24 protein-coding genes are annotated in these 26,921 nt (G+C 64.5%); 9 read left to right on the top strand and 15 right to left on the bottom strand.

The features are described from left to right. The first annotated feature begins 56 nt into the window (after positions 1-56). The 3 genes from ppdK (at position 57) to M8523_RS18185 (ending at position 3,976) form a co-directional block, all read left to right on the top strand. Positions 57-2,738, top strand: coding sequence for a pyruvate, phosphate dikinase (gene ppdK / locus M8523_RS18195; RefSeq protein ID WP_282586316.1), 2,682 nt, complete (start codon positions 57-59; stop codon positions 2,736-2,738). A gap of 61 nt (positions 2,739-2,799) precedes the next feature. Continuing rightward, the gene (locus M8523_RS18190; protein WP_282586315.1) at positions 2,800-3,198 is read left to right on the top strand and encodes a GFA family protein; all 399 of its coding nucleotides are present in this window, start codon (positions 2,800-2,802) and stop codon (positions 3,196-3,198) included. 25 nt (positions 3,199-3,223) lie between these two features. Continuing rightward, positions 3,224-3,976 carry an isocitrate lyase/PEP mutase family protein gene (locus tag M8523_RS18185; RefSeq protein ID WP_282586314.1) on the top strand — a complete coding sequence of 251 codons (753 nt, stop codon included), beginning with the start codon at positions 3,224-3,226 and terminating at the stop codon, positions 3,974-3,976. Between the two features lie 75 nt (positions 3,977-4,051). On the opposite strand, the gene M8523_RS18180 is transcribed toward M8523_RS18185, so the two are convergent. The 7 genes from M8523_RS18180 to M8523_RS18150 form a co-directional block, all read right to left on the bottom strand. After that, a complete protein-coding gene (locus tag M8523_RS18180) occupies positions 4,052-4,306 on the bottom strand; it encodes a hypothetical protein (RefSeq protein WP_282586313.1) in 255 nt (84 codons plus the stop codon). A 361-nt stretch (positions 4,307-4,667) separates the two neighbouring features. Further along, entirely contained in the window at positions 4,668-5,420 is a 753-nt protein-coding gene (locus tag M8523_RS18175; RefSeq protein ID WP_282586312.1) for a dienelactone hydrolase family protein, read from the bottom strand. 132 nt (positions 5,421-5,552) lie between these two features. After that, on the bottom strand, positions 5,553-6,074 hold the full coding sequence (locus M8523_RS18170; protein WP_282586311.1) for a GNAT family N-acetyltransferase: 522 nt from the start codon (positions 6,072-6,074) through the stop codon (positions 5,553-5,555). A gap of 118 nt (positions 6,075-6,192) precedes the next feature. After that, positions 6,193-7,122, bottom strand: a complete 930-nt coding sequence (locus tag M8523_RS18165; RefSeq protein WP_282586310.1) for a carbohydrate kinase family protein — start codon at positions 7,120-7,122, stop codon at positions 6,193-6,195. A gap of 14 nt (positions 7,123-7,136) precedes the next feature. After that, complete coding sequence (locus tag M8523_RS18160) at positions 7,137-8,054, bottom strand: pseudouridine-5'-phosphate glycosidase (RefSeq protein ID WP_282586309.1); 918 nt, start codon at positions 8,052-8,054, stop codon at positions 7,137-7,139. Positions 8,055-8,136: 82 nt separating this feature from the next. Next, positions 8,137-10,254 (bottom strand): EAL domain-containing protein, encoded by a 2,118-nt coding sequence (locus tag M8523_RS18155; protein WP_282586308.1) that lies wholly within the window; start codon positions 10,252-10,254, stop codon positions 8,137-8,139. A gap of 168 nt (positions 10,255-10,422) precedes the next feature. Further along, entirely contained in the window at positions 10,423-11,682 is a 1,260-nt protein-coding gene (locus M8523_RS18150; RefSeq protein WP_282586393.1) for a cytochrome P450, read from the bottom strand. A gap of 88 nt (positions 11,683-11,770) precedes the next feature. Between M8523_RS18150 and M8523_RS18145 the strand changes: the two genes are divergently transcribed. After that, complete coding sequence (locus M8523_RS18145; protein WP_282586307.1) at positions 11,771-12,559, top strand: glutamine amidotransferase-related protein; 789 nt, start codon at positions 11,771-11,773, stop codon at positions 12,557-12,559. Positions 12,560-12,772: 213 nt separating this feature from the next. Beyond that, positions 12,773-13,021, top strand: a complete 249-nt coding sequence (locus M8523_RS18140) for a DUF1272 domain-containing protein (protein WP_282586306.1) — start codon at positions 12,773-12,775, stop codon at positions 13,019-13,021. Positions 13,022-13,118: 97 nt separating this feature from the next. Here the strand turns inward: M8523_RS18140 and rpsP are convergent, their stop codons facing one another. From rpsP to M8523_RS18115, 5 genes are all read right to left on the bottom strand, one after another. Continuing rightward, complete coding sequence (rpsP, locus tag M8523_RS18135; protein ID WP_282586305.1) at positions 13,119-13,469, bottom strand: 30S ribosomal protein S16; 351 nt, start codon at positions 13,467-13,469, stop codon at positions 13,119-13,121. A 132-nt stretch (positions 13,470-13,601) separates the two neighbouring features. After that, positions 13,602-15,161 carry a signal recognition particle protein gene (gene ffh / locus M8523_RS18130; protein ID WP_282586304.1) on the bottom strand — a complete coding sequence of 520 codons (1,560 nt, stop codon included), beginning with the start codon at positions 15,159-15,161 and terminating at the stop codon, positions 13,602-13,604. A 226-nt stretch (positions 15,162-15,387) separates the two neighbouring features. Beyond that, on the bottom strand, positions 15,388-16,434 hold the full coding sequence (locus M8523_RS18125; RefSeq protein WP_282586303.1) for an NAD(P)H-dependent amine dehydrogenase family protein: 1,047 nt from the start codon (positions 16,432-16,434) through the stop codon (positions 15,388-15,390). 104 nt (positions 16,435-16,538) lie between these two features. Next, complete coding sequence (locus tag M8523_RS18120) at positions 16,539-17,450, bottom strand: DMT family transporter (protein ID WP_282586302.1); 912 nt, start codon at positions 17,448-17,450, stop codon at positions 16,539-16,541. A 72-nt stretch (positions 17,451-17,522) separates the two neighbouring features. Beyond that, positions 17,523-19,046, bottom strand: coding sequence for a sensor domain-containing diguanylate cyclase (locus M8523_RS18115; protein ID WP_282586301.1), 1,524 nt, complete (start codon positions 19,044-19,046; stop codon positions 17,523-17,525). 225 nt (positions 19,047-19,271) lie between these two features. Between M8523_RS18115 and gshB the strand changes: the two genes are divergently transcribed. Both gshB and M8523_RS18105 read left to right on the top strand, forming a co-directional pair. Then, positions 19,272-20,219, top strand: a complete 948-nt coding sequence (gshB, locus tag M8523_RS18110; protein ID WP_282586300.1) for a glutathione synthase — start codon at positions 19,272-19,274, stop codon at positions 20,217-20,219. Positions 20,220-20,222: 3 nt separating this feature from the next. Then, a complete protein-coding gene (locus M8523_RS18105) occupies positions 20,223-20,858 on the top strand; it encodes an alpha-ketoglutarate-dependent dioxygenase AlkB (protein WP_282586299.1) in 636 nt (211 codons plus the stop codon). A 40-nt stretch (positions 20,859-20,898) separates the two neighbouring features. On the opposite strand, the gene M8523_RS18100 is transcribed toward M8523_RS18105, so the two are convergent. The 3 genes from M8523_RS18100 to M8523_RS18090 all read right to left on the bottom strand — a co-directional run bounded on the left by M8523_RS18100 (position 20,899) and on the right by M8523_RS18090 (position 25,087). Continuing rightward, positions 20,899-21,492: a 5-formyltetrahydrofolate cyclo-ligase gene (locus M8523_RS18100; protein WP_282586298.1), complete on the bottom strand. Its 594-nt coding sequence runs from the start codon at positions 21,490-21,492 to the stop codon at positions 20,899-20,901. Positions 21,493-21,591: 99 nt separating this feature from the next. Beyond that, positions 21,592-22,233 carry an SGNH/GDSL hydrolase family protein gene (locus M8523_RS18095; protein ID WP_282586297.1) on the bottom strand — a complete coding sequence of 214 codons (642 nt, stop codon included), beginning with the start codon at positions 22,231-22,233 and terminating at the stop codon, positions 21,592-21,594. Between the two features lie 13 nt (positions 22,234-22,246). Next, on the bottom strand, positions 22,247-25,087 hold the full coding sequence (locus tag M8523_RS18090; RefSeq protein ID WP_282586392.1) for an EAL domain-containing protein: 2,841 nt from the start codon (positions 25,085-25,087) through the stop codon (positions 22,247-22,249). Positions 25,088-25,628: 541 nt separating this feature from the next. Here M8523_RS18090 and M8523_RS18085 point away from each other — a divergent pair. Then, the gene (locus tag M8523_RS18085; protein WP_282586296.1) at positions 25,629-25,793 is read left to right on the top strand and encodes a YdcH family protein; all 165 of its coding nucleotides are present in this window, start codon (positions 25,629-25,631) and stop codon (positions 25,791-25,793) included. A 200-nt stretch (positions 25,794-25,993) separates the two neighbouring features. After that, positions 25,994-26,908 (top strand): RNA polymerase sigma factor RpoH, encoded by a 915-nt coding sequence (rpoH, locus tag M8523_RS18080; protein WP_282586295.1) that lies wholly within the window; start codon positions 25,994-25,996, stop codon positions 26,906-26,908. The last annotated feature ends 13 nt before the right edge of the window (positions 26,909-26,921 follow it).

The raw sequence follows: 26,921 nt of genomic DNA, 5'->3' as shown, positions 1-26,921 counted from the left end.
CGTTCGCTCCGAGGGCCTGCCAAGAACAAGACGTTATCGATCGGGGAAGAAGTGGCATGGGCACCTGGGTTTATACGTTTGGCGACGGCAAGGCCGAAGGCACGGGGGCGATGCGCAACCTGCTCGGCGGAAAGGGCGCCAACCTCGCCGAAATGTCGAATCTCGGCCTTCCGGTCCCGCCCGGCTTTACGCTGACGACCGAACTCTGCAACTGGTTCTATGCCAATGGGCGGCGCTATCCCGACGATCTGGCAGCCGAAATCGACGCCGCCCTCGCCCAGGTGGCGGCGTTGACCGGGCGCACCTTCGCGGATGCCAAGGCCCCTCTGCTCGTGTCGGTGCGCTCGGGAGCCCGGGCGTCGATGCCCGGCATGATGGATACGGTGCTCAACCTCGGTCTCAACGACGAGACTGTCGTGGCCCTGGCCCAGTCCTCCGGCGACGAACGCTTCGCCTGGGACAGCTACCGTCGCTTCATCCAGATGTATTCGGATGTGGTGCTGGGTGTCGAACATCACCATTTCGAGGACATCCTGGAGGATTTCAAGGAGCGCAAGGGCTACGTCCTCGACACCGATCTCGAAGCCGCCGACTGGCGCGGCCTCGTCTCCGCCTATAAGGCCAAGGTCGGCGAGATCCTGTCGAAACCCTTCCCGCAGGACCCGCGCGAGCAGCTCTGGGGTGCGATCGGCGCCGTGTTCTCCTCCTGGATGAACGCCCGTGCCATCACGTACCGCCGGCTGAACAGCATTCCGGAAGCCTGGGGCACGGCTGTCACGGTGCAGGCCATGGTGTTCGGCAATATGGGCGAGACCTCGGCGACGGGCGTCGCCTTCACGCGCAACCCTTCGACGGGCGAGAATGCGCTCTACGGCGAGTTCCTGGTCAATGCCCAGGGAGAGGACGTGGTGGCGGGCATCCGCACGCCGCAGAACATCACCGAGGCCGCGCGCCTTGCGGCCGGGTCCGACAAGCCGTCGATGGAAAAGGTCATGCCGGCGGTCTTCGCCGACTTCGTGCGCACCACGCAACGGCTGGAGACCCACTACCGCGACATGCAGGACATCGAGTTCACGGTCGAGCGCGGCAAGCTCTGGATGCTGCAGACCCGCTCGGGCAAGCGCACCGCCAAGGCGGCGCTCAAGATCGCGGTCGAGATGGCGGCCGTAGGCGTGATCAGCCGCGACGAGGCCGTGGCGCGCATCGAGCCCTCCTCGCTCGACCAGCTGCTGCACCCCACCATCGACCCGAAAGCCAAGCGCGACATTTTCGCGACCGGGCTGCCGGCCTCGCCCGGCGCCGCGCGCGGCGAGATCGTGTTCACCTCGGAGGAGGCCGAAAAGCTCAGGAGTGCCGGCCGCAAGGTGGTGCTGGTGCGGGTCGAGACCTCGCCGGAGGACATTACCGGCATGCACGCCGCCGAGGGCGTGCTGACGACGCGCGGCGGCATGACCTCGCATGCCGCGGTCGTGGCGCGCGGCATGGGCAAGCCCTGTGTGTCGGGCGCGGGCTCGATCCGGGTCGACTATCACGCCAAGACCGTCACATCGAACGGCGTCGTCCTGAAGCAAGGCGATGTGATCACGCTCGACGGCTCGACGGGCGAAGTGCTGCGCGGCAGCGTGCCCATGCTGGAGCCCGAGCTGTCCGGCGATTTCGCGACCCTGATGGAATGGGCCGATGGCGCGCGCCGGATGAAGGTGCGCACCAACGCCGAAACCCCGCTCGACGCCCGCACGGCCCGGAAATACGGCGCCGAAGGCATCGGTCTCTGCCGCACCGAACACATGTTCTTCGATGCAGAGCGTATCATCTCGGTGCGGGAGATGATCCTCAGCGATGACGAGGCGGGGCGGCGCGCGGCCCTGGCCAAGCTCCTGCCCATGCAACGGCGGGACTTCGCCGAGCTCTTCACCATCATGTCGGGCCTGCCGGTGACGATCCGGCTGCTCGATCCGCCGCTGCACGAATTTCTGCCCTCGACCGAAGCCGAGATGGCCGATGTCGCTAAGGCCATGGGCACGAGCGTCGACAAATTGAAGCGCCGCGCCGCGGAACTGCATGAATTCAATCCGATGCTGGGCTTCCGGGGCGTGCGGATCGCCATCGCCTATCCCGAGATCGCCGAGATGCAGGCGCGGGCGGTCTTCGAGGGGGCGGTCGAGGCCGGCCGCGTCACCGGCAAGCCCGTGACCGCCGAAATCATGGTGCCGCTGGTGATGACTCTGGCCGAGCTCGACCTCACCAAGGCCCGCATCGTCGCCATGGCCGAGGCGGTCGCCAAGGAGACCGGGGTCACCGTGCCGTATCAGGTCGGAACCATGATCGAACTCCCCCGGGCCGCACTGCTGGCGGGCGAGATCGCCAAAACGGCCGAGTTCTTTTCCTTCGGCACCAACGACCTGACCCAGACGACGCTCGGCATCTCGCGCGACGATGCCGCCTCGTTCTTAGGGCCCTATACGGTGAAGAACATCTTGGCCGCCGATCCCTTCGTGACGTTGGACCAGGAAGGCGTGGGGCAGTTGGTCGAGATGGCGGCCGAGCGGGGACGGGCCACCCGGCCGACACTCAAGCTCGGCATCTGCGGCGAACATGGCGGCGACCCGGCCTCGATCGCGTTTTGCGAAAAAGTCGGCCTCGATTACGTCTCGTGCTCGCCCTATCGCGTGCCGATCGCCCGTCTGGCGGCCGCCCAGGCGGCGTTGGGCGCGGCAAAACCCATGGACGGCGGCTGACGGTCTCGATCTGAAGCCATGCGGGTTTTCCCGGAAGCGCTGGTAAGGCAGGTGACGGACGATGAGCTTGAAGATCGAAGGCGGATGCTTGTGCGGTGCGTGCCGCTACGAGACCCACGCGGCTCCGATGAATGTGCGCGCCTGCCACTGTCACCGCTGCCAGAAAGCAACCGGCGCTTCCTTCTATGCCCGGGTCATGGTGCCGCTCGACAGTGTTATCATGCGCGGCCCTCTCGGATGGTTCGGTGCTGAGAATGGCGTCAGGCGCGGCTTCTGCACGCTTTGCGGCACGAGCCTGGCCTCAGAACGGCAGAGCGCGAACACGATAGGCCTGGCGATGGGCAGTCTCGACCAGCCCGACCGTTTCGAGCCGACGGAGCACATTTGGACGTCGAGCAAGCAGGCCTGGCTCAAGCTCGACGACGGCCGATCGCAGTATCCCGAGGGGCCACCCGCCTGAGGATTCAATCGACGAGGAGGGATCAATGACAGATTTCGCCCCGCGGCGTGCCGCGTTCCGTGCCCTGCACCGATCTGGGTGCTTCGTGCTTCCCAATCCCTGGGACGGCGGCACGGCGATCCGACTGGCGAAACGGGGCTTCCAGGCTCTCGCCTCGACCAGCGCGGGCGCGGCCTGGGCGCTCGGGAAGGAAGATGGCGCCTTGAGCGTCGATGAGGTGTTGGCCCATCTGTCGTTTCTGGTCGGCATAACGGACTTACCCGTCAATGCCGATTTCGAAGCCGGTTTTGCCGTCACGCCGGACGGTGTCGGCCGTAACGTCACGCGATGCATCGAAACGGGTGTCGCGGGCCTTTCGATCGAAGATCGAGACGGCGACAGGTTCTATCCCGTTGCAATCGCGGCGGAACGCATTCGCGCCGCCCGAGCCGCTATCGATCGCTCGGGCCAGGATGTGATCCTGGTCGGCAGGTGCGAGGCCTATCTGATGGCCAAACTCGACCTTGATGAGGTCATTGTCCGGCTCAAGGCTTACGCGCAAGCCGGCGCCGATTGCCTTTATGCGCCGGGTCTCACGACCCTGGCTGATCTCACGAAAGTGGTCGAGGCCGTCGACAAACCCGTCAACGCCAATCTTACGGCGACCGGGCTTTCCGTAGCCGATATGGCCGCCATCGGCATCCGCCGGGTCAGTGTCGGCGCGGCTCTCGCGAAAGCCACCTATGCGGCTTTCGACAGCTATGCCGACCTCTTGGCTCAGGAAGGAAGGCTTCCCTGACGCAGGTCGCCGACCGGCGCTTTTGAATGAGACTGAGCTTTCGGAGACCTGCGACCGCTGCGGCTGCACGCAGGCTCAGTAACCCGGCGCTTCATACCCATAAGGCGGCGGAACGTCGCCGCGGCGATCGTAGAAATACGGCGAGGATGGCGGAAGTGCGCCGAAGGTTTCCGCTGTATCCTGCAAGCCGCCTGGCGGATGGTCTTTGCTGGACACGTAAACCCCCCTACCCTGGGCAAAATCCTGAAAGGCGGTCCTGGCCTGCGACGGGCCAGCAAACACCAGAGGCGCGACAAGCGCCGCGGCAGCGACAAATCCGAGCGTCTTCATGATCCGCAACCTTTCCATCGAAAAGGATCTGGCACCTCGTGTGCCAGCGCTATTAGGGAACGCGCCGGATCGGAATCGGTTCGCTTATACCGACCTGCATGAGGCTCGACGCGTAGCGTGTCCCTTCGCCGGCAAGCGGCTATCGGATACCACACATTGTCTAGAGGCCCGGTGCGGTTCTCCCCTCTCCACAAGGGAGAGGGGAATTCCAGGATGCTCTGCTGAGATGTGTAAATGCCGTGGCCGCAAGCGGGGCGAAGGGGTCAAAACCTGATATTCAGCCAAGGGCGGCCACTCAAACCTCATGTAGCTTGGTATTACTCATCGCGCCCTCCGCCGAGCCGCACGACCCCGCTACGACTCAGATCGCCTGCTGCAAACTGCGGCCGAACAGGGCCAGCACCCAACCGGTCGCCTGAACGAAAAGCGCCGGATCGTAGCGCGGACCTTCGTCGCGCATGAAGGCGTGGGCGGCGTTGACTTCGTGCCACTCATACCGCGCCCCGACCTCCTCCAGCCGCGCCCGGATCGTCTGCCGTCCCGCGAAGGGGACATGCGGGTCCTGCCGTCCCCAGATGAACAGGGTCTCGGCCTTGAGGTCCGCCATGCGGGCCAGACTGTCGTCCGCCTTGCCGGCGCCGAGCGTCCCGGTGTGGATGTCGGTTGCATAGAAGCACGCGGCGGCCGACACGCTCGGGTCGAGTGCCGCGCGATAGGCCAGATGCCCGCCCAGACACACGCCCATCGTGGCGAGCCTCCCGGTGCAGGCCGGGTGCTGACGCAGAAACGCAAGCGCGGCCGTGGCGTCGGCGTCGAAAGCCGCGACAGGCTTCGTGAACTTGAGAATGTTGCCGCGATCCGTTCCCGGCTGGTCATAGGCCAGGACCGTGCCGGGTGGCTCGTACTCGTGGTAGACCTCCGGCACCGCCACCACATAGCCCTGCCCTGCCATAAAGGCCGCGAGCCGCCGGATCGGGCCGGTGACCTGATAGATTTCGGAAAAGAACAGCACGCCGGGAAAGCGCCCTGCGACGGCCGGCCTGAAGATATGCAACCGCATCGTCCCGCCTTCAGTGACAGGGACATCCTCGGTTTCATCGCTGCGGATGATCATGGGGCAGACCTTGTGGGTGGCGGGTCGATCGGTCGAGTGCGCCGGCTGGAGAGCAATGCCCCGCCCTTATCACCCTATCCACCAGACGGATCCAGAGGCGGGGCGTCGGCGAAAATGCCCGCAACGGACGCGTCAGGCATCGTGATCCAGGTCCAGCCTGTAAAACCGAGTGTCGACCGTCACGAGCGGGAAGGTATTTGGGAGCTCTTCCCGCTCAATCCGCCGAAACCCGTTCTTTTCGTAGAAGCGGTGGGCGCCGACGAACTTCTCCGTCGTGCCGAGGTAGACTTCCGCGACCCCATGCGCCCTCGCGTTCGAGAGGAGGCGGTCCAGAAGCTTGGCCGCGACGCCGAACGCCGAGCCCCTGTGCGACGCGGAGACAAACATCTTGCGGAGTGCGCCGCGCCTGTCGCCTATGTCCTTGAGCGCGATGGTGCCGACCACCCGGCCATCGGATTTGGCAACCCAGAAGTCGCCACATCCGGTCTGGTAGAAGTCACCGATCGCCCGGAGGTCGGGTTGGTCGGCCGCCGTGATCGGAATCCCGAACTCCTCCTGCTGGATGGGCAGGATCACGTCGAAGACGGCCTGCTGGTCCGCCGGCTCGAAGCGATGGATCGCCACCGTTCCATGCCGACTGGAGTCACCGTTCATCACGCGATCTCCTCTCGCCCGGTCGAACGCCGAGGCGCCCCTTGGGCTTTCTGTCGGAGGCTCGCCACCATACCGAACCGATAGCCTGTGGCGACGACGGGGACACGGTCATGTCCGATCATCGACCGGCCGATTGGCTTGGAGGAGCGCCGGGAAAAGCATCGTTCCCGGGCCGTCCGCCATAAAATTCGGTCGCCTTCGATCCGGCTTCGACCCCCCGTGACAGACAGATGGGGATCGAGGCACCCTTGACGTAGCTCGCGAGAAACGCGGCCAGAAAGGCGTCGCCCGCGCCCGTCGTGTCGAGCACATTGGCGGGTTTCGCCGGTGCGGCCCAATGGTCGCCGTGCCGGTTCGCGGCCTCGGCGCCCGCGGCGCCACGCTTAACGACGAGCAGGCCATAGATGTCGCTGAGGCAGCGCATCTGCTCGTCGTGGTCGTCCGTCACCGCGAGGGTCGCGGCCTCGTCGGCATTGGGGAAACACATGGCGGCCCCGCTGGTCCAGCGCAGGAAGGGTTCGGGGCCGATCTGGCGCAGGAAGCCGGCCGAGCCGGGATCGACCGACACCGGAATGCCGCGCCGCTTGGCGGTCGCGACGAGTTCAAGAACGGCGGCGCGGGGGCCTGGCGACACCAGGGCGTAGCCGCTGAGATGCAGAAGCGTCGCATCGTCGAGCAGGCTGTCGGGCAGGTCGTCGCGACACAGGCCATCGTTGGCGCCGCGGTCGGTGAAGAACGAACGTTCGCCGTCGAGCGCCAGCATCGTCACCAGCATGCCGGTCGCCCTGTCACGATCAGCGGTGAGGTGAGGCGTGACGCCGGCCTGCCGCATGGTCTCGCTCTGCCACTCGTGGTCGGCAGCACCGACGCGGCCCGCGAACAGGACCGGGACCCCGAAAGCCGCCAGCCACACGGCCTGGTTCGCCGCCGAGCCACCCGGCAGGGGCGTGATGCTTGCCCATTGATCGGACCCCGGCACCGGCACCCCATGCGGCTTCACGATGATGTCCGTCATCACGTCGCCGACCACGACGATCGTTCCGGGCACGGGGCGCAAACGCGTCAGAGCGCCGCCAACGCGACCGCCACTTTGGCGGCCAGGGCGGCGTTGTTCTTCACGAGAGCAATATTGGCTTCCAAACTGCGCCCTCCGGTGAGTTCCAGGATGCGTTGCAGCAGGAAGGGTGTCAGTTCCTTGCGGCTGACCCCCCTCTGCTCGGCCTCCTGCACCGCCGCGGCGATGTGGGGATCGATTGTGGCTGAGTCGAGCGCATCGGCCAAGGGGATCGGATTGGTGATCAGGATGCCGGTCGTGAGGCCGAGAGCCCGTTGCACGCCGATCACCTTGGCGAGTGCTTCGGGAGTGTCGAAGCGGTGATCGACCGAATGACCACTGGTGCGGGAGAAGAAGGCCGGGAATTCGTCGCTGCCGTAGCCGAGCACCGGCACGCCGTGCGTCTCCAGCACCTCCAGGGTCTTGGGCAGATCGAGGATCGATTTGGCGCCGGCGCAGACCACTGTCACCGGCGTCGCGGCCAACTCCAGCAGATCGGCCGACACATCGAATGTCTCCTCCGCGCCGCGGTGCACGCCGCCGATCCCGCCGGTCGCGAAGATCGGGATGCCGGCCATACGGGCCACGATCATGGTGGCCGCGACGGTCGTGCCGGCGCTGCCGCGATTCGACAACACGGCCGCGAGATCGCGCCGCGACGCCTTGACGACATTCGTGGTGGTGGCGAGACGTTCCAGGGTCGCCGCGTCCATGCCGGCCACGAGCTTGCCGTCCAGCACCGCGATGGTCGCTGGCGTCGCACCATTGTCGCGCACGACCGCTTCGACGGCCCGGGCGGTCTCCAGATTGACCGGATAGGGCATGCCATGCGTGATGATGGTTGATTCGAGCGCCACCACCGGTTTGCCGGCCCCGAGCGCGTCACGCACTTCGGAGCCAATGGTGAGAAAGGCGTTCAATTGCATCGCGGGGATCCTCGTGGCACGCCGGTTTCGGCGTGAGTCACGATGTCTAAGCCGCCTTGCGGATCGAATCTACGCCCGTTGTCTACCCTCCGGCGCGCAGCGGGGCCCGGTCGGATTGTCCTGCCAGGATGGTGTCGGCTTGCGCGGCGGACACGGCCTTGCTGAACAGGTAGCCCTGCCCGTATTCGCAACCGCGGCTGGCCAGCAGGCCCATCGTCTCGGCCGTTTCGATCCCTTCCGCAACGGTCGGCATTCCCAGGTTGCGGGCCAGGTCCAGGATCGCGTCGACGATCGTCTGACTTTCCAGATTGTCGCTCATCGACCGGATGAACGAGCGATCGATCTTGATCTTGTCGAACTTCAATTCGCGAAGGTGCGAGAGGCTGGAATAGCCGGTTCCGAAATCGTCCAACACGACCCGGACCCCAAGCCTCTGAAGGGCCTCAAGCGTGTATTTGGCGGCTTGCAGATCGCCGACCAGGGCCGTTTCGGTGACCTCGATCTCGAGGCGGTGAGGCGGGAACCCTTCCTCGAGCAGAAGGGCGGCCAGCGTGGCCGGGAATGCCTTGTTCTGGAACTGCCCCGGCGAGATGTTCACCGCGACGCGGATCTCGGGGCTCCATCTCCGTGCATCCTTGACGACCTGTCGGACGATCGACGCCGTCAATTGGTCCAGGAGTCCGAGATGTTCGATCAGGGGGATGAACGTGTCGGGCGGAATCAACCCGCGCCGCGGGTGGTTCCAGCGGGCCAGGGCTTCGAAACCGGCAATGCGATCCGACGCGAGATCAATCAGAGGCTGATAATAGGGCGTGATGTCGTTGCCCTTCAGGGCGAGCCGCAGTTCAGCTTCGAGTTCGGCCTTGGCACGAAGTTCTTCATCCATGCTGTCTTCGAAGAACCGGAAGGTTCCTCGGCCATCGTGTTTGGCCCGGTACATCGCCAGGTCCGCGGTGCGGAGAATGTCGTCGGCCGTGTTGCCGTCCGACGGACAAAGGGAGATGCCGATACTTGCGCCGAGGAGGATCTGTGCCGAGCCGAGTTCGACCGGCTCGCCGATCGTCTTCACGATCCGGCTCGCGAACTCGATGGCCGTCTTGGTGGCTGTCTTCAGGTCTGCGGAAAGCGGCGTGATGACGGCGAATTCGTCCCCGCCCAGCCGTGCGATCGTGCCCTCCTTCATCAATCCTTGCAGCCGTGACGCGATTTCGCACAGGACGAGATCGCCCGCAGCGTGGCCATGAAGATCGTTGACGGGTTTGAATCGGTCCAGGTCAATGAGCATGACCGCACAGGCCGCCCCATCGCGTCCCGTTTTCAGCAAGGCTTTCTCCAGTTCGCTGGAGAAAAGCCGTCGATTCGGTAAGCCCGTCAGCGCGTCATGGCGCGCGAGCGCTTCCGCCTGCTCCTGGGCTTCCGCCAAGGCCACGGCATTGGCGCGGAACACTTCGAAGGCCGTGGCCATCGCACCGATCTCGTCGTTGCGATGCACTTCCGGCACGCGGATATCGCGTTGGCCGGCCGCGAGACCTGTCAGCGCAGTCGTGATCGCATGCAAAGGTCGGGTGATGTGGAGGTCGACCCTGGCAATCATGCCGATGGTCAGCAGCGCCGTTAAGGCTGAGAGCACCGTTAAGATGGTCACCGATCGTTGCGCGGCTTGCCCGGCGACAGCGGCTTCGGCATTCGCGGCGTCCTTCGCATCGTCGATCAGATTGCTTGCGGCGAGTTGCACCCGCTCGTACCGGGTCTGCAAAAGGCTGCCGTAGCCGAGTGACTTATACATGTCGCCGCTCGCCGGCGACGCAAGCCAGGTTTGACGCTGCTGCAGGAAGGCCTTCCAGGAGTCATCGAGCGTCTGCAGGTCCTCGGACATTCCAGGGGTGCGGATCAACGTCCTGCATTTGGCGAGGAGTTCCACGACCGAAGACCCATACCGATCGGCGAGAAACTCCATTTGGGTTTCGCTTGGCTGGTCAGGCGCGAGGGTTCTGTAACCCTCGACGACACGAAACTCCGAGATCGTATTCTTGAGGTCGCCAAGCAACTGACTTCCGATCAGCCACTTCCGATTGATCGTTTGCAAATGATGGTTCGCCGTCACAAGGCTTGTGATGGCGGATGCCGAAACGACGACCATCAGGACGAGCACGATGACGAGAGACGATGTCAGACTGGCTCTGATCGAGAGGTTTCGCATAGCCTCGGGAACTCGCATACTTCGTTAGCAGCATGAGAGGACCACGGTAACAATTCGTGTCCGTGCGCTCTTTTCGGTCGTCAAAAACGATCGGTCGCGGTTGTGGTGAACCAATGGTAGCGCGCTCGATGCCCATCTCGCGGGCGCCGAGCCGCGCTGCCGAGGGTCTCAGACCTGCAGCCGGAGAGCCTCCAAGCCGTGGAAATGATAGCGATCGGCGAAACGCGGCGTCTCCGCGAGGCGGAGATGGGGGAGGCGCTCGAACAGGATGGGGAGGGCCACCTGAAGCTCCAGCCGCGCGAGCGGCGCGCCGATGCAGAAGTGGATGCCGGCTCCGAACGCCACATGCGGCACCGAAGGTCGATCGGGATCGAACCGCTCCGGAGCCTCGTAGACCGCGGGGTCATGGTTGGCCGCGCCGATCAGCAGCCCGATTTTGTCGCCGGTCCGGAACGCCACCCCGTCGACCTCCAGCGGTTGCAGTGCGTAGCGGGTGAACATGTGGAGCGGCGGCGCGATCCGCAGCAGTTCCTCCACGGTCGCGGCCGTGCGCTCGGGCGTGGCGAACCAAGGCTGTCGAGGTCGGGCTCCGCCCAGCAAGAAAGCCACGCTATTGCCGATGGCATGCACCGTCGCCTCGTGTCCGGCGTTGAGCAGCAGGATGGCATTGGTGATCAACTCGTCCTCGCTCAAGCGATCGCCATCCTGTTCGGCAGCGAGCAGCAGACTCAGGATGTCGTCGCCGGGCTGGCCGCGACGCCGCGCCACGACCGAGCGCATGTAGCCGACGAAAGCCTCGGTGGCGGCCACCGCGTCGTCCTCGACGGCTCGCGTTCTCCCGAACTGGTACATGGCCACCATCTTGTGCGACCAGTCGAGCAATCGCGGTGCATCGGCGACCGGTACGCCGAGCATCTCGGCGATGACCGTCACCGGGATCGGTTCCGCGAAGGTCGGCAGGAGATCGAAGGCGCCGGAAGTGGGGATCGCGTCGATGAGCCTGTGGGACAGGGCCCCGATGCGCGGCGCCAACCGCTCCACCGAACGCGACACGAAGGCCCGATTCACCAGGCCGCGCAGCCGGGTGTGGGTCGGCGGCTCGCGCTCCAGCATCGAGTGGTCCTCGAACGCATAGAAGCGCGCGACATGCGCCGGCAGCTCTGGCCATCCCAGCTCGGTCCGGGTCGCCACGTGGCGCAGGTCACGGCCGAAGCGGCGGTCCCGAAACAGCGTCCCGACCTCCGCGTGGCTCGTGACGCACCAGTGATCGTAGTCTTCCCAGAAGAAGAACGGGCAGACCGCGCGGATCGCCGCATAGGCCCGGTAAGGGTCCTGCACGAAGGCCGGGTCGGTCGGGTCGAGGCGTACGCGCCGGGCTCCGGCGTCGATGCGGAGCGACACGGGCAACTCTTCGGCGGCAAGGGTCATCGGCGGGTTTTCAGAACGCGAGGGCTTGGCGATCGTTTTGACCTTTCTCACCCGAATCGGCAATTGTGTGCCGGACTTGGGAGGGTGCATGTCAGAGGCCATCGGGATTTTGGAAACCGGCGTGCCGCCGGGCGATCTCGCGGCGCGGCACGGCCGCTACGATGCCATGGTGCAGGCCCTCCTCGGCCGGGCTTTCACAACGCGGACCTACGACGTGCAGGCCGGCGAGCTTCCCGCGCGGCCCGAAGATCATCCCGCCTATGTGATCACGGGCTCGTCCGCCGGCGTCTACGATCCCCTGCCCTGGATCGCGCCGCTCCAGGATTTCATCCGTCAGGCCCACGGCCGCGCCAAGCTCGTCGGCATCTGCTTCGGCCACCAGGTCATGGCGGAGGCGTTGGGCGGACGGGTCGAGAAGAGTTCCAAAGGGTGGGGCCTCGGGCTGCACAGCTACCAGATCGTGACATGCGCGGCCTGGATGGGCGGCGCCGTGCCTCACGCGATCGCGGTCTTGGCCTCACACCAGGATCAGGTGATCGCGGCGCCCGAGGGGGCCATCGTGATGGCCGAGAGCGCCTTCACGCCCTTTGCGGCGCTGCTCTACGCGGGTGGCACGGCGCTGTCGATGCAGTTCCACCCGGAATTCTCGCACCGCTTCGCGGCTGAACTCGTCGAAACCCGCCGGGCCGCCCTGCCCGACGGCATGCCTGACCTTGCCCTCGCGAGCCTGGAGGCTACCGGCGACGCTGCCCTGGTGGGGAGCTGGATTCGCCGGTTCCTGGGGGTTGCGGCTCCGACCGACCCAAACCTTAAGCCCGGGCCGGTCACAACCGAAGAGCAAGCAGCAGGGGAACGGTGCCTCAAGCCAGCTGAGTGAGTCTCGCCTAGCGGGCCGTCGTGGTACAGCTGCTCGTCCGTCATGACCAGTTGCGCCAGCTTGCCGAACAGGAAGAAGCGATAGATCCGGATCGGACTGGTTCCAGTCCTGGGCCGGGTCGAAGGCGACGTTGCTGAAGGAAGCCCCGAAGGGCGCTTGCGCTGGACCGCCAGGCCGCGCGGTTTTACGATGGCGGACCTCTGGAGCCTTTCGATGCCCCTTGCCCTCCGCCCGAATTGTGAGTGTTGCGACTGCGACCTGCCGAACGGCGACCCACGCGCACGGATCTGTACCTTCGAATGTACGTTCTGCGTCGATTGCGTCAGGGATCGGCTGGGTGGGTGCTGCCCGAATTGCGGCGGCGACCTCGTCCTACGACCGACGCGTCCTGCCCGAAAGTTGGCGGGCTTCCCGGCACAGGTGGAACGTTTCGTTCAACGTCACGCGGGCTGTGGTGGCTGAGCCTGCCCGAAGGAAGGGTTCGGTCAAGCACATAGCGAAAAGGCCCGGCTTGGGGCCGGGCCTGAGGGCAGCGAGGGACGGCTGCGCGTGACGCCGCCTATGCGGCTGCCTTTTCGGCCGCCGCAGCCGCCGCATCGGCGCGCTCCTGGGCCTTCTTCTTCGGCTTGGCCTTGGTCGGATTGTTGCCCTTCGGCACTTCACCGATGCCGAGGCCCGCGAGCAGGCGCACGACGCGGTCGGTCGGCTGGGCGCCCTTGGCGATCCAGGCCTGGGCCTTTTCGGTGTCGAGCGTCAGGCGGGTCGCATCGTCCTTGGCCTTCAGGGGATCGAAGGTGCCGAGGTTCTCGATGAAGCGGCCGTCGCGCGGCGCGCGAGCGTCGGCCACCACGACGCGATAGACCGGGCGCTTCTTGGCACCCCAGCGGGCAAGACGAATTTTCAGGGACATTGAACGTTACCTTTCTTCAAAACTGCATCGATCGCGGCACATGACAGAATCCGTCATTGCGAGGAGCGTCAGCGACGAAGCAATCCAGAACCGCGGCCTCTGGATTGCCTCGCGGCGCTCGAAATGACGGGATTACCTCTTCTTCCCGAACGGGTTGAAGCCGCTGCCGCCCAAACCGGGAAGGCGCGGACCGCCAATGCCGGGCAGGCCGGGCGGAAGCTTGGGGCTCTTGCCGAAATCCGGCATCGAGGGCAGGCCGGGGTTTTCACCCATGCCGAGCTTGCGGCCCATCTCTTCGAGCTGCTCGGGGGTCGGCTCCGGCATGCCGGCCATCGGGTTGCCGCCCATGCCGAACATCGAGGCCATCTTGCCGAGCGCGCCGCGCTTGGCCCCGGCGCCGCCCATCATCTTCATCATGTCGGCCATCTGCCGGTGCTGTTTCAGCAGCCGGTTGAGTTCCTCGACCTTGGTGCCGGACCCGGCCGCGATGCGTTTCTTGCGCGAATTCTTCAGGATATCGGGGTTGCGGCGCTCCAGCTTCGTCATCGACGAGATGATAGCGCGCTGGCGCTTGATCATTCCGTCGTTCATGCCGGCGGCGGCCAGTTGGTCCTTCATTTTGCCCATGCCGGGCAGCATGCCCATGATGCCACCGAGGCCGCCGAGCTTCTCCATCTGGGCCAGTTGATTCGACAGATCGTCGAGATCGAACTTTCCCTTCTTCATCTTCTCGGCGATCTTCATCGCCTCTTTGGCATCGATCGTCTCCGCCGCGCGCTCGACCAGCGACACGATATCGCCCATGCCGAGAATGCGATTGGCGATGCGCTGGGGATGAAAATCCTCGAGCGCGTCCATCTTCTCGCCGGTGCCGATCAGCTTGATGGGCTTGCCGGTCACCGAGCGCATGGACAGAGCCGCGCCGCCGCGTCCATCGCCGTCGATGCGGGTCAGCACGATGCCGGTGATGCCCACCCGCTCGTTGAAGCTCTTGGCGAGATTGACGGCGTCCTGACCGGTCAGCGCGTCGGCGACGAGCAGGATCTCGTGCGGGCGGGCGGCCGTCTTGATCTCCGCCATCTCGGCCATCAGGGGCTCGTCGATGTGGGTGCGGCCGGCCGTGTCGAACATCACGACGTCGTAGCCCTGCAGGCGCGCGGCCTCCTCGGCCCGGCGGGCGATCTGCACCGGGCTCTGACCCGCGACGATCGGCAGCGTGTCGACGCCGACCTGGCGACCGAGGATGGCGAGCTGCTCCTGGGCGGCCGGACGCTTCACGTCGAGCGAGGCCATCAGGACCTTGCTCTTGTGCCGATCCTTCAGGCGCTTCGCGATCTTGGCCGTGGTCGTCGTCTTGCCGGCGCCCTGCAGGCCGACCATCATGATGGCGACCGGCGGGGCCGCGTCGAGCGAGATCGGATCGGCGGTGTCGCCGAGCGTGTCGATCAGCACGTCGTTGACGATCTTGATGACCATCTGGCCCGGCGTGACCGACTTGACCACATCGGCCCCGACGGCCCGCTCGCGCACCTTCTCGACGAAGGTCCGCACCACTTCGAGCGACACGTCGGCTTCGAGCAACGCGCGGCGCACCTCGCGCATCGAGGCATTGACGTCGTCGGCGCTCAGCGCGCCGCGGCGCGTCAGGCCTTCGAAAATGCCGGAGAGCTTTTCGGAGAGGCTCTCGAACATGGGTGGTCCTTAGTCACGGGCCGAGACCCTCGGGTGAGAGATAGAGCCAAAGCAAAACGCGCCCGAGGGCGCCTCAGCGCTGTCGGACGTTCGCCTCCAGCCTCGGGGGCTGGTCAGCGTGTTTGACTTTGGTGGATAAAGTCCGGGACTTCGTAGAATGGAAACGCGACGGCGTCAAATGCGTGCATGTCCGGGTGATGGTTCAGTGTGAAATCCGCGAAGGCGTTTACGTCAGTGACGGTCGCAGTGGACCAAGCTGAGAGATCAACCTTATCCCCGGCGGAGCAGCTATGACGTCTGGAATGCGGTTCACCATGCAGGCTGCCGAGGCGTGTACGCCATCGGCGCGGTCGATCCGGATTTTGGAGGGTGGCCTTCCATCAACGGCCCACGTCATGTTTTCGGACTCGCCTTCCGCCAGGAGACGCAGTTCGATGTGCGCGCTTGCCGTAGGCCCTTCGACGGTTTCGACCGACGCGACGATCCGAAGACCGAGCGAGGTGCCGGGCTCCAAAAACCGATTGAGGGTACGACACCACATCGGTTGATCGGACAGGACCGGCTCGCGCAACTCGGTCACGTTTTTAATGGTAAATCCAAGCGCATGCATCACGTGCGCCGGTATGCCTTTGTACAGTTCTCCTAATTTGCCCGGCACCTTGGTGACCTTTTCCAAGAACTCGGCTTGCGTCATGTCAACGCCATAGGCGCGCATCATGCGCTCGTTCGCCAGCTCTGCGTTGGTCAAGCTGCGATGCGTGAGCGAGCGAAGCTCGGTGCACGGCCCCGCGATCAGCAGTCCCGCCCAGATGCGAGAGAAATCCCAAATGCCGGTCCCGGTGAATGTCACAGCGTTCCGCTTGGCCAAGGCATCGATCTTTTCGGCCAAGTCGGGATCGGCGCCCTGCGGAAAATAGGACTCGGAGCCGTGGCAGATGACATTGATGCCGGCTCCCAAGAGGCGTTGATAGGCGGCGAAGTTGTGGCTCAGCCTCTCGGTTTGCACAACCAGCGCGATATCCGCATCCAAGGTCGCGTAGTCGGCGGTTTCACAGTCCTGCACGACGACGCCCAAGTCTTCGTTCAGCCCGGCGAGCCGCCCCAAATCCTCACCGATCTTGGGACCCGCCCGGTTCACCGCCGCAACGATCGGCCAGCCCTTTTTTACGAGAATACGCACAGCCTCCATACCGTAGTACCCGACGCCATAGATCATGACCCGGGGCCTGAGACGTGCCGGGTCTTTTGCGGCGATGCCGTGGACGACGCTCATATAAGGACCTGTGGCAGATGAATTCGGATGGGAAGGCTAGCACTCCTGAGGCCAGTCGATCATACGCCACCGATCCCACTCTGCATCATGCCGTGGTTCGGCAATTAGATTGAGCCATGTTCTGCAGGCGGCCGCAACGCCGCCGCGGCGCGCCGCCGTTCGAACAGCACGAGCGTTAGACTGCTGCCGACGATCAAGGCCGCGCCGGCGAAGACCGTGACGCGCGGGATGTCGCCCCAGATGACATAGCCGTAGAGACACGCCCATACGAGGCCGGTGTATTCGATCGGCGCCAATGCGGAAGCCGGTGCGAACCGGAATCCCTCGTAGAGGAAGAACTGTCCCAGTCCACCCGCGACGCCGAGGATCAGCATCAAAGCGAGGCTGAACGGATCGGGTGTTTTCCAGTACCAGAGCAGCATCGGCGCACAGGCCGCCGCAAACAGCGTGTTGATGACGATCATCTGGTTGGTCGTCGTGTCGGAGCGGTTGATCAAGCGGACGAGAATGATGCTCAACCCCCAGCAGCAGGCCGCGAACAAGGCGAGGCAGGCCGGCACCAGATCGATCGCGCCGTGCGGATCGGCCGCAAGCGCCACACCGCCGAAGCCCGCCGCGACCGCGAGCCACCGCGCCGGGCTGACGACCTCCTTGAGGAGAACCACCGACAGAATGACGACGATGATCGGCGCGGCATAATAGAGGGTGGTGAGCTGCGCCAATCCGAGCGAGCGGGCGGCGTTGTAATAGGACAGCCAGGCCACCAGGATCAAAAAGGATCGCAACGCCAGGGCGCCCTTGTTGCGGCTTTGCGCCAGGGCCGCGATATTGCGGCGGCCGCCGATCAGCAGGGCGATCACCACGATCACCAGGCTGCGGGTGAACAGGATCTGCGGCACCGCATAGCCCGCGACGAGCCATTTCACCGTGGCGTCCTGGACCGAGAAGAGGCCGTAGCCGAGCGCGCTCAGGCCGATCCCCTTGAGCGGTCGCAACGTCGAAACAGGCTCGCTCATCTCTTTGTGCCGTTCTTCGAGCCCGCCCTTCGACGCCGATCGGCAAAGGCGCGTCAGACGCGATCGCTCCGCCTAGCGGGGATGCGGATCGGTCCCTGCATAATGCCTGCGCTTCTCCTCGTACATTTTTGCATCGGCCCTCCGGGCGACACTTTCGAGCCGTTCCCCTTTCTCGCTCGTGGCATGGCCGATCGACAGGCTCACGGGCGCATCCGAATGGAACTGGTTGTTGAGCTCGATGATCTGGTGAAGGTTGTCCATCATGGCGGCCAACTCGCGTTCCCCGGCATGTGGCATCAGGACGGCGAATTCATCGCCCCCGATGCGCGCCGCCGTCACGGGGGCGTCGACAGCCTTGGTGAGGATCTCGCCGACACGGCGCAACAGAGCGTCGCCCGCCGCATGTCCCTCGCCGTCATTCGCGGCTTTGAGCCCGTTAAGGTCAAGCATGACGATCGTGACAGGAGCGACGCTCCGCCGCTCCAGCCGGTTCATCTCGTCGACGAAAAACGAGCGGTTGTGGAGCTTGGTCAGTGAGTCGTGCTTGCCCAGGAATTCGAGATAGGCTTCGGCCTTCTTGCGGGCCGTGATGTCGGTCAAGGCCACCTGCACTTGGCCCCAGGTCGTCTCATGGCCGGGCAGAACAGAGAACTGCAGATGCAGATGCAGCATCGTCCCGTCGAGCGCGTAATTCACGACTTCGCGCTGTTGAAACAGCTTGCCGTGCCAAAGGTCGATCAGCTGTTCCCGGAACGGAAAGACCATCTCGTCGCGGAACACGTCCGCGAGGCGACGGTAGAGCGTCGTTTTATCAGGCGCCCCGAAGAGGGTGAGCGTGTGCCGGTTGACGTCGATGACGCGGATCTCCCCCATGCAGCGCGTGACGAACTCCGGGTGGACGTCCGTGAAGGTACGAAAATCCTCGATCCCGCAGGCTCGGAGTTCGTCGATCAGCATTTTGACGGCGGAGAAATCCTCGACCCAGAGCGAGACGGGCGAATGTTCGAAAAGGCCCCGCGCATAGGTGTCGCTCGCGGCGAGCAGCCGTACGGCGTTTTCGCGCTCGGTCACGTCCTTGATGGCGACCAGAACCCGGCTCCAGTCATCCTCGAAACCGGGCAGGACCTTTCCCTTGATTTGAATGTCGATCCTGCGACCGTCGAGACTGTAGTTGACGCCTTGATTCTGGAACCCGCCCTCGCCATTCCACAGCTGCACCAGCTCTTCGATATGAGTCGTCAGCATGTCGCCGCGAAAGATGTTGTGGAGATTGGCGACCAACTCCGCACAATCAGCGGCACGAAACAGCTCCAGCGTCGCCGCATTGACGTCGAGAACCCGGATGGCTGACGAACAGGCTTCCACCTGGGACGGATAAGCGCGCAGGTAGCCGCCGAGGTCGTAGATCCCGGCGGCGCGCCAGCGATCGAAGACGGCTTTGACGCCGCTGAAATCCTCGAGCCAGAGGGAGACCGGTGCGAGCTGAAATGTCTGGGCGAGATCGTCGAAGGAGAGAGCGACCGCGGCTTCGGGCCGGACGCCGTCAAGAGAACTCGGCCCTGCCGAAGTGGCGTGACGAGAAGATGCTTGCTGCAAGGCCCCTCCATGTCGCCGGGCTTACCCGCGTTCCATGCTGCGCCGTTGCAGCAATGGCGCCAACTGCGGCGGTGCGGCTATAACGCATAATCTCTTGAGATAGCTTTGACGTTCGCAATTTTTGCAACGCTGCCCAAAGGCGTTGCGGCTCCGCGCGGTACCGGGAGTTGACGGCCGCGCCGCCTCATGCGCTTTGCCGGTAACAACATCGCCAAAGGATCACCCATGGCCCTGAACGTCGCGGTTCAGATGGACCCCATCCACGCCATCAACATCGCGGGGGATTCGACCTTCGCGCTGCTGCTCGAAGCCCAGGCGCGCGGGCACCGCTTGCACTACTACACGCCGGATCGCCTCTATCAGCGCAGCGGACGGCTGTTCGCCAACGTGCAGGCTCTCAGCGTCAAGGACGAGAAAGGCGCCCATTTCACCCTGGGCGAGCCGGTCGTTCAGGACATCGGTGAGCTCGACGTGGTTCTGCTTCGCCAGGACCCGCCCTTCGATCTCGCCTACATCACGAGCACCCATCTTCTGGAGATGATCCACCCCAAGACGCTGGTGGTCAACGATCCGGCCGGTGTGCGCAATGCGCCGGAGAAGATCTTCGTGCTCGACTTCCCCGAATTGATGCCCGCGACCCTGATCACGCGGGATCGTGCCGCCATCGAGGCCTTCAGGACGGAGTTCGGCGACGTCGTCATGAAACCGCTCTACGGCAATGGGGGCGCCGCCGTGTTCAAGGTCTCGCAGCGCGACCCCAATTTCGGCTCCCTGTTCGACCTCTTCTCGGTCACGTTCCGGGAGCCCTGGGTGGTGCAGCAGTTCCTGCCTGCGGTGGCGCATGGCGACAAGCGCATCATCCTGGTCGATGGCGTGGCGGCTGGTGCCGTCAACCGCGTGCCGGCGGGGGACGACATCCGCTCCAACATGGTGCGGGGCGGCGCCGCGAATGCCACCGAGCTGACGCCGCGGGAACAGGAGATCTGCGCGACGATCGGGCCGGAACTGAAGCGGCGGGGGCTGCTCTTCACCGGCATCGACGTGATCGACGGCTACTTGACCGAAATCAATGTGACGTCGCCGACGGGCCTGCGGGTCATCAAGCGACTTGGCGGTCCCGATCTCGCGGCTGCGATCTGGGACACGATCGAGGCGAAGCGCACCGGTCGCTAAACCATGCCGGAGGTCCGCCCCGGCGTCATTCTCCACCCCGAGGCGCTCGACCGCGACGCGCAAGTTGCGCTGCTCGGTGCCCTCCAGGCCGCCCTGCGCGACGCGCCCGTCTTCACCCCGACCATGCCACGCACCGGGACGCCTTTCTCGGTGCGAATGAGCAATCTCGGACCCCTCGGCTGGGTGTCGGACCTGCAGGGCTATCGGTATCAGGCCACTCATCCTGACACCGGCCGGCCCTGGCCGGCGATGCCGGATGTGCTGCTCGACCTCTGGCGGGATCTCACCGGCTATCCCCAAGCGCCCGAAGCCTGTCTCATCAACATCTACGAGGGCACCGCGCGCATGGGCCTGCACCAGGACAGGGACGAACAAGACCTCGATGCGCCCGTGCTCTCCGTCTCGCTCGGTGACACTGGGGTCTTCCGGATCGGCGGCACGTCGCGGCGGGACCCGACCCGCTCGTTTCGGCTGAAGTCTGGCGACGTGCTGGTGCTCGGCGGCGAATCCAGGCTGGCCTTTCATGGGATCGATCGCGTGATCCCGGGGTCGTCCAGCCTCCTTCCCGAGGGCGGACGCATCAATCTGACTCTCCGCCGGGTCACCCGACAACAGGCGGCGGCTGAGCCCTCTTCTTAGGAGGCCGCGTGCCGGCGCGACAATAGGATTGCGGTTCCGCCTACTGTCGTGGTTTGGCGCAAAAAAGAATGTCGTGATCGGTCACGACGACGTCGAGCGGCTCATCGTGCGATTCGGTCGGAACCAGCATGTGTTCCTGGACTGCGTAGGCCACTCCGATCGCCCGGATCGTCTTGCGGGCCCGAAGCGCGCGGAGCGTGCGATCGACATTGCCGGCGCCGTAGCCGAGGCGAAAGCCCCGCCTGTCGAAAACAGAGGCCGGAATAAACAGAACATCCGGCTCGAGTTCCGGTGCATGTTCGACCGGTTCCCGGATCCCCAACGGTCCGACCGAGAGACGGTCTTCGGGGTCCCAACTGCGATAGACGAGCGGCGAGCCGTGCGACCAGTCGACGGGCAGGACAAGCCGCACCCCGGCGGCGTTCAGCGCCCTCGCGAGAGGCAACATGCCAGGCTCACTGCCGATCGGTGAAAAAAGCGACACCACGGGCGGTTCGCCTGCCCGCCGGAAATCGAAGACCAAGCGAGGGCCGACCTCGGCTAAGCGGTTCGCGAATTGCTCTCGCGCGGCGGGATCGATCCCATCGCGGGCTTTCAAACCGGCCTTACGCAACTCATCCTTGAGATCATGCATCGGCTGAGGTTCCAACTCCTTCCGCACGGCTGTCAGCCGATCCTATCAGGGCGCTTCGAGCCTGCCGGAGCAGTCGACATGGAAACATCGGGGGTCCGATCAAGTCAGGATCGTCCGGACCTTCTCGGCAAGCGCCTGGCCCAGAATAGCATGCTGGCTCGGATCGAGGTGAATTCCGTCCAAGGGATCGGATGTGATCAGCGAGGCGGCGTCGAGCAACGGCACGCCAAGGCGCGTCGCCATGGCGCCGAAGGCCCGAGCGAAGCCGCGGGATTTTTCGGCTCCGCCCTGAAAATACTCCCTGAAGAAGCTCGTTTCGAGAATAATTGCGGGCGCCACGACCAGCACCTTCGGGGCGCTGCTGTTCGGGCCGGCCTGACTGGCTTGGGTGAAGCGCACCAGAACCCCGACCGAAGCCGCGATATCGTCGGCCGTCACGGAAAACCGCGCCTTCAGATCGTTGGTGCCGAGATTGATGATCAGGAGGTCGATGGGACGGTGGCTGCCGAGCACCATCGGCAGGGCCTTGAGGCCGTTTCTGTCGGCCCCTTCGATCGGATCGTCATGGACTGTGGTACGGCCCGGCAACGCCTCCTCGATGGCCGTGATGTCGGCGCCCACGGCCCGACGCATGACGCCGGGCCACCGTTCATCCGGTCCAAAGCGCCCCCAGAAATCCGGGTGCGGCATCGGCGGCGTGCCATAGCTGTTGGAATCTCCAAAACAGACGATCGTTTTCATTGGTCTTCCCAGACTATGCGGCCGCATCCAACGGCGCACCCACCAGCTTGCGGGCTTCGCCGGCACTGATCGGCTGCCCGAACACGAAGCCTTGCGCGAATTCGCAGCCCAACTGGCTGAGTTCGATCAGGTCGCTTTCCGTTTCCGCCCCTTCGGCCACGACTTCCATGCCGAGATCATGCGCAAGATTGACGATCGAGCGCAGGATGACCGGGCGCGTGCCCTTGCCGCTCTGGCGCACGAAGGACTGGTCGATCTTGATCGTGTTGAAGGGGAAACGCTGGAGATACGAGAGCGACGAATAGCCCGTGCCGAAATCGTCGAGCGACAGGCCGGCCCCGAGGTCGCGGATCCGGCTGAGCATCTGGGCCGCGAATTCCGGATTCTCCATCACCAGGCTTTCGGTCAGCTCCAGCTTCAGCGAGCCGCGCAGAACGCCCGAGCGGTTGAGCACGGTCTTGACGTCGCCAAGCAGGTCATGCCGCAGCAGTTGCCGGGACGAGACGTTGACGCTGACGAAGATCGGCGGCGACACGTCGAGCGCCTGCTGCCAGGCCGCGAGTTCGCGCGCCGCCCTGTCCATCACGAACAGACCGAGTTCGACGATGAAGCCACTTTGCTCGGCAACCGGAATGAAGGTCGCGGGGCTCAAGACACCGAGACGCGGGTGGTTCCAGCGCAGCAAAGCCTCGAAGCCCGCGATGGTGCGATCCTCCAGCCGCACGATAGGCTGATACACGAGGCGCATTTCCCCTCGTTCGATGGCGCGGCGTAGATCCGTTTCGAGCGAAGCGGTCTCGGCGGGCTGGCCTCGCATGGCAGCCCTGAAGACCTCGACCCGGTTGCCGCCCCCGCGCTTGGCTTGCGCCAGCGCGATCTCGGCATCCTTGATCAGCACGTCGCTCTTCAGGTGCAATTTGGCGTCGTGAAACGCCACGCCCACGGAGGCCGTCAGGGCGACTTCCTGATCGCCCGTGGCGATCGGCGTGTTCAGGGTCCGGCGCATCGAATCGGCCAGGGCCACGGTCTGTTCGAAACGCTGCTCGGAGAGCAGAATGAGCGCGAATTGATCGCTGCCGATCCGCGCCATGGAATCGAGGGGGCGCAGCAGGCGACCCAGCCGGCGCGCCACAGTGAGAAGGATGGAATCGCCGACCGAGGGCCCGACCTGGTCGTTGATCTGGCGGAAGCGGTCGAGGTCGATCGTCACGATCGTCGGGCGCGGCGCGTTGTGGCTCGTGCACATGGCGATCGCCGCGTCGAGACGGTCGAAGAACAATTCGCGGTTGGGTAGGCCGGTCAGGTTGTCATGGACGGCATCATGCAGCAGCCGCTCCTCGGCGGTCTTGGCTTCCGTCACATCCGCAAGCGTGCCCACGACCCGCACGACTTCGCCTTCGGCATCGACAACCGGACGCGCCTTCAGGGCGAACGAGTAATAGTGCCCGTCGGAGGCGCGCAGGCGGAAGTCCTGGACGATTCGGCCGCAGCGCTGGTCGAGCACGGTGTCGAGGCAAGCTCGGTAACGTTCGCGGTCATAGGTATGCAGGAGGTCGAGCCAACTCGATGCAGGCCCTTCGAGTTCGCCCCGCTTCAGACCGAGCTGCTGCTCGACCTCGGGGCTGACATAGACCCGATCGGCCCCGACATCCCAGTCGAAGATGATGTCGCCCGAGCCCGTCAGGGCCAAGGCCTTGCGTTCCGAGTCGGACACGTGCCCGTGCGCCAGGCCGGCGCCCGCGAAAGCCGTCTGCATGATCGTGAAGCCGATCAGCATGACGATCAGCACAAGGCCGCCCATCAGGGCCGGCGAAACGAGATCGCTGTTCAGTGTGCCCGTGATGGTGAAGCCCGCCGCTGTCACCCAGGCCAGCAGCAGCAGCCAGGTTGGGATCAGCATGACGGCCCTGTCGTAGCGGTGTGTCGACAGGTAGATGACGAGAATGAAACCCACCGCCGCCACCGTGGCGAGCATGATGCGCGCGACCCCGGCCGCAACCGCCGAATCGTAGAGAGCGAAGCCGACGAGCGCGGCCAGGAACACCAGCCAGAAGGCCGCGATATGCGAATAGCGGACGTGCCAGCGGCTGAGATTGAGATAGGCGAACAGGAAGACCAGCAAGGTTGCGGCCAGTACGGCCTCGGCCACCGAGCGCGACAGGCGCTCCGCATCCGCCCCGAAGGTGAAAAGCCGGTTCAGAAAACCGAAATCGATCGACACATAGGCCAGCACCGCCCAGGCGAGCGCGGCCGCCGCCGGGAAGATGATCGCGCCCCGGACCACGAAGACGATGGAGAGGAACAGGGCCAGCAGGCCCGCGATGCCGAGCACGATGCCCTTGTAGAGAGAAAGGCTCGTGATCTTGTCCTTGTAGGCATCCGCCTGCCACAGCGTGATCTGCGGCAGGTTGGCGGTCCGGAGCTCGGCCACATAGGTGACGGTCGCACCGGGATCGAGCGTCAGGCGAAACACATCGGCGTCGGTCGCATCTTCGAGCTCGGGCTGGAACCCCTGACTTGCCGTGATGGCTGAGATCCGGACAGACCCGAGATCGGGCCAGATCAAGCCTGACCCGGCGAGCCGGAAATGCGGCGCCACGATCAAGCGTTCGAGCTGCTCGTCGGTGTCGTTGGTGAGCGCGAAGACGATCCAGCTCGGCTGCGTGCCGGAATGTTTCGCATCGACTTCGATCCGCCGGACGATCCCGTCCGGTCCTGGGGCCGTCGACACCTGGATGCGGTCCCCCTGCCCATTGTAGTGCTGCACCGCATGGGACAGATCGATGACCGGCGCATCGAGCGGAACCCGGACCGACTCGACCGCCCAGGCCTGGTGTCCGGCCGCCGACACCATCAACAGAACGTAGGCGAGACAGAGGGTGAAAGCTCTGATCAAGGACTCATCATCACAAAAGCGCCGATACGAAACATGGCTGAGTCAAAGACGAAGGACATCCTCACGAACAGCGCCGAGGCGCTTTTCACACACAAACGGCCGGAGAGGCCGGGTCTCCGCAAGGGCACGGCTCCAATCACGTGAATGCGACCGGATCCGGGCAGCCCTGCGGTTCTTTGGGAACAATGCGGTACCAGAAGCACGCCGAGCGTCAATCGCAAGCTCCACAAGACAGGCTTGAGAGGTCTCCCGCGCACCCAGGTCGGGAGATCTCGCCGAGACGGCCCGATCGTGCCCGGTGCCGGCATGACGGGCCTCTATCCTTGCCACCGATAGGGCCGGAGCCATGGCGCCAGCGGGCTGGTTAACGGACGCCTGGAGCGTGGCCGGACTCTCAGCTTTGTGATGACCATGCCGAGAAAATGACCTTGCTCGGCGTCACCTCCGTGTCATCATCCCGTCGTGTCGCGTCAAAGTCACCTATAACCAGGAGCTGAGAATGTCGCTACAAGGTCACGTCAACGAGCTGGCTCGCCGTCATAAGTCGCTGGAAAAGCAGATCGAAGCGGAGAAGTCACATGCCGCTCAGGACACGTTGAAAGTCGTGGAACTGAAGCGGAAGAAGCTGCAGCTCAAGGACGAATTGGAGCGACTTCAACATTAGCAATCCCGTCTTGGCGGCGTAAGCCAACATCGGCTGACGCAAATATCGGGGCTTCGACATCGAAGATGATTCGTCTTTCGAAACTGTAATGTGGAGCCCCATTCAAAAGGCCTGTGGAAACCCCATCTCCAGGTGTTGACGAGCGGTTTTGCCGCTCGTCCCGGTCCGCCGCCACTCGGGGACCGCCGAAGGAGTGAATAATGGCTCACGCAGTTCCGATGATCTCTAGCGATGGCGGCCTTTCCCGCTATCTCACGGAGATCCGGCGTTTCCCAATGCTGGAGCCCCAGCAGGAATTCATGCTCGCCAAGCGTTGGCGGGAACATGGGGACCGAGGTGCGGCCCAGGAATTGGTGCAGTCGCATTTGCGCCTCGTGGCAAAGATCGCCATGGGCTATCGCGGCTATGGTCTCCCCATTGGTGAGGTCGTGTCAGAGGGAAATGTCGGCTTGATGCAGGCCGTCAAACGCTTTGAGCCGGATAAAGGTTTCCGGCTGGCGACCTATGCGATCTGGTGGATCCGCGCATCGATCCAGGAATATATTCTGCGCTCATGGTCACTCGTGAAGATGGGGACCACTGCGAGCCAGAAGAAGCTGTTCTTCAACCTGCGGAAGGCCAAAAGCCAGATATCGGCTCTCGACGAGGGCGACCTGCGTCCTGATCAGGTCGCGACCATCGCGACCCGCCTCGGTGTTCCCGAGCAGGACGTGATCGAGATGAATCGCCGCCTGGGCGGTGACTCGTCCCTCAACTCCCCGATGCGCGAAGATGGCGAGGGAGAGTGGCAGGATTGGCTGATGGATGAATCCAGCAGCCAGGAAGCCGTGCTGGCCGACCAGGAAGAGAGCAGCAATCGTCTCAATGCGCTCAAAGGCGCGCTGTCGGTGTTGAACCCGCGCGAGCGGCGCATCTTCGAGGCGCGCCGTCTGGTGGACGACCCGATCACGCTGGAGCAATTGTCGGAGGAGTTCGACATTTCGCGAGAGCGGGTGCGGCAGATCGAAGTCAGGGCGTTCGAGAAGGTGCAAGCCGCGGTGAAATCCGGCCTTGCCCGGATCGAGTCGCTGCCACCCCCGCCGAAGGCTCTGCCGGCGGCCGCTCAGGGCGCCTGACCGCGCCCTTTTG

This window comes from Lichenifustis flavocetrariae (assembly GCF_026130545.1).
GTDB classification, from domain to species: Bacteria; Pseudomonadota; Alphaproteobacteria; order Rhizobiales; family Beijerinckiaceae; genus Lichenihabitans; species Lichenihabitans flavocetrariae.
Note: the sequence above shows the minus strand (reverse complement) of the source record. Positions and strands in the feature narration are given on the sequence as shown.

Bases quoted from the DNA above. Each gene is read 5' to 3' on its own strand.
- M8523_RS18100 (WP_282586298.1), bottom strand. From the start codon at position 21,492: ATGCATGATCTCAAGGATGAGTTGCGTAAGGCCGGTTTGAAAGCCCGC.
- rpsP (WP_282586305.1), bottom strand. From the start codon at position 13,469: ATGTCCCTGAAAATTCGTCTTGCCCGCTGGGGTGCCAAGAAGCGCCCG.
- ffh (WP_282586304.1), bottom strand. From the start codon at position 15,161: ATGTTCGAGAGCCTCTCCGAAAAGCTCTCCGGCATTTTCGAAGGCCTG.
- rpoH (WP_282586295.1), top strand. From the start codon at position 25,994: ATGGCTCACGCAGTTCCGATGATCTCTAGCGATGGCGGCCTTTCCCGC.
- M8523_RS18145 (WP_282586307.1), top strand. From the start codon at position 11,771: ATGTCAGAGGCCATCGGGATTTTGGAAACCGGCGTGCCGCCGGGCGAT.
- M8523_RS18190 (WP_282586315.1), top strand. From the start codon at position 2,800: ATGAGCTTGAAGATCGAAGGCGGATGCTTGTGCGGTGCGTGCCGCTAC.
- M8523_RS18150 (WP_282586393.1), bottom strand. From the start codon at position 11,682: ATGACCCTTGCCGCCGAAGAGTTGCCCGTGTCGCTCCGCATCGACGCC.
- M8523_RS18175 (WP_282586312.1), bottom strand. From the start codon at position 5,420: ATGATCATCCGCAGCGATGAAACCGAGGATGTCCCTGTCACTGAAGGC.
- M8523_RS18105 (WP_282586299.1), top strand. From the start codon at position 20,223: ATGCCGGAGGTCCGCCCCGGCGTCATTCTCCACCCCGAGGCGCTCGAC.
- M8523_RS18185 (WP_282586314.1), top strand. From the start codon at position 3,224: ATGACAGATTTCGCCCCGCGGCGTGCCGCGTTCCGTGCCCTGCACCGA.
- M8523_RS18090 (WP_282586392.1), bottom strand. From the start codon at position 25,087: ATGGTGTCGGCGGCCGGACACCAGGCCTGGGCGGTCGAGTCGGTCCGG.
- M8523_RS18125 (WP_282586303.1), bottom strand. From the start codon at position 16,434: ATGAGCGTCGTCCACGGCATCGCCGCAAAAGACCCGGCACGTCTCAGG.
- M8523_RS18120 (WP_282586302.1), bottom strand. From the start codon at position 17,450: ATGAGCGAGCCTGTTTCGACGTTGCGACCGCTCAAGGGGATCGGCCTG.
- M8523_RS18155 (WP_282586308.1), bottom strand. From the start codon at position 10,254: ATGCGAAACCTCTCGATCAGAGCCAGTCTGACATCGTCTCTCGTCATC.
- M8523_RS18095 (WP_282586297.1), bottom strand. From the start codon at position 22,233: ATGAAAACGATCGTCTGTTTTGGAGATTCCAACAGCTATGGCACGCCG.
- ppdK (WP_282586316.1), top strand. From the start codon at position 57: ATGGGCACCTGGGTTTATACGTTTGGCGACGGCAAGGCCGAAGGCACG.
- M8523_RS18170 (WP_282586311.1), bottom strand. From the start codon at position 6,074: ATGAACGGTGACTCCAGTCGGCATGGAACGGTGGCGATCCATCGCTTC.
- M8523_RS18140 (WP_282586306.1), top strand. From the start codon at position 12,773: ATGCCCCTTGCCCTCCGCCCGAATTGTGAGTGTTGCGACTGCGACCTG.
- M8523_RS18180 (WP_282586313.1), bottom strand. From the start codon at position 4,306: ATGAAGACGCTCGGATTTGTCGCTGCCGCGGCGCTTGTCGCGCCTCTG.
- M8523_RS18085 (WP_282586296.1), top strand. From the start codon at position 25,629: ATGTCGCTACAAGGTCACGTCAACGAGCTGGCTCGCCGTCATAAGTCG.
- M8523_RS18160 (WP_282586309.1), bottom strand. From the start codon at position 8,054: ATGCAATTGAACGCCTTTCTCACCATTGGCTCCGAAGTGCGTGACGCG.
- gshB (WP_282586300.1), top strand. From the start codon at position 19,272: ATGGCCCTGAACGTCGCGGTTCAGATGGACCCCATCCACGCCATCAAC.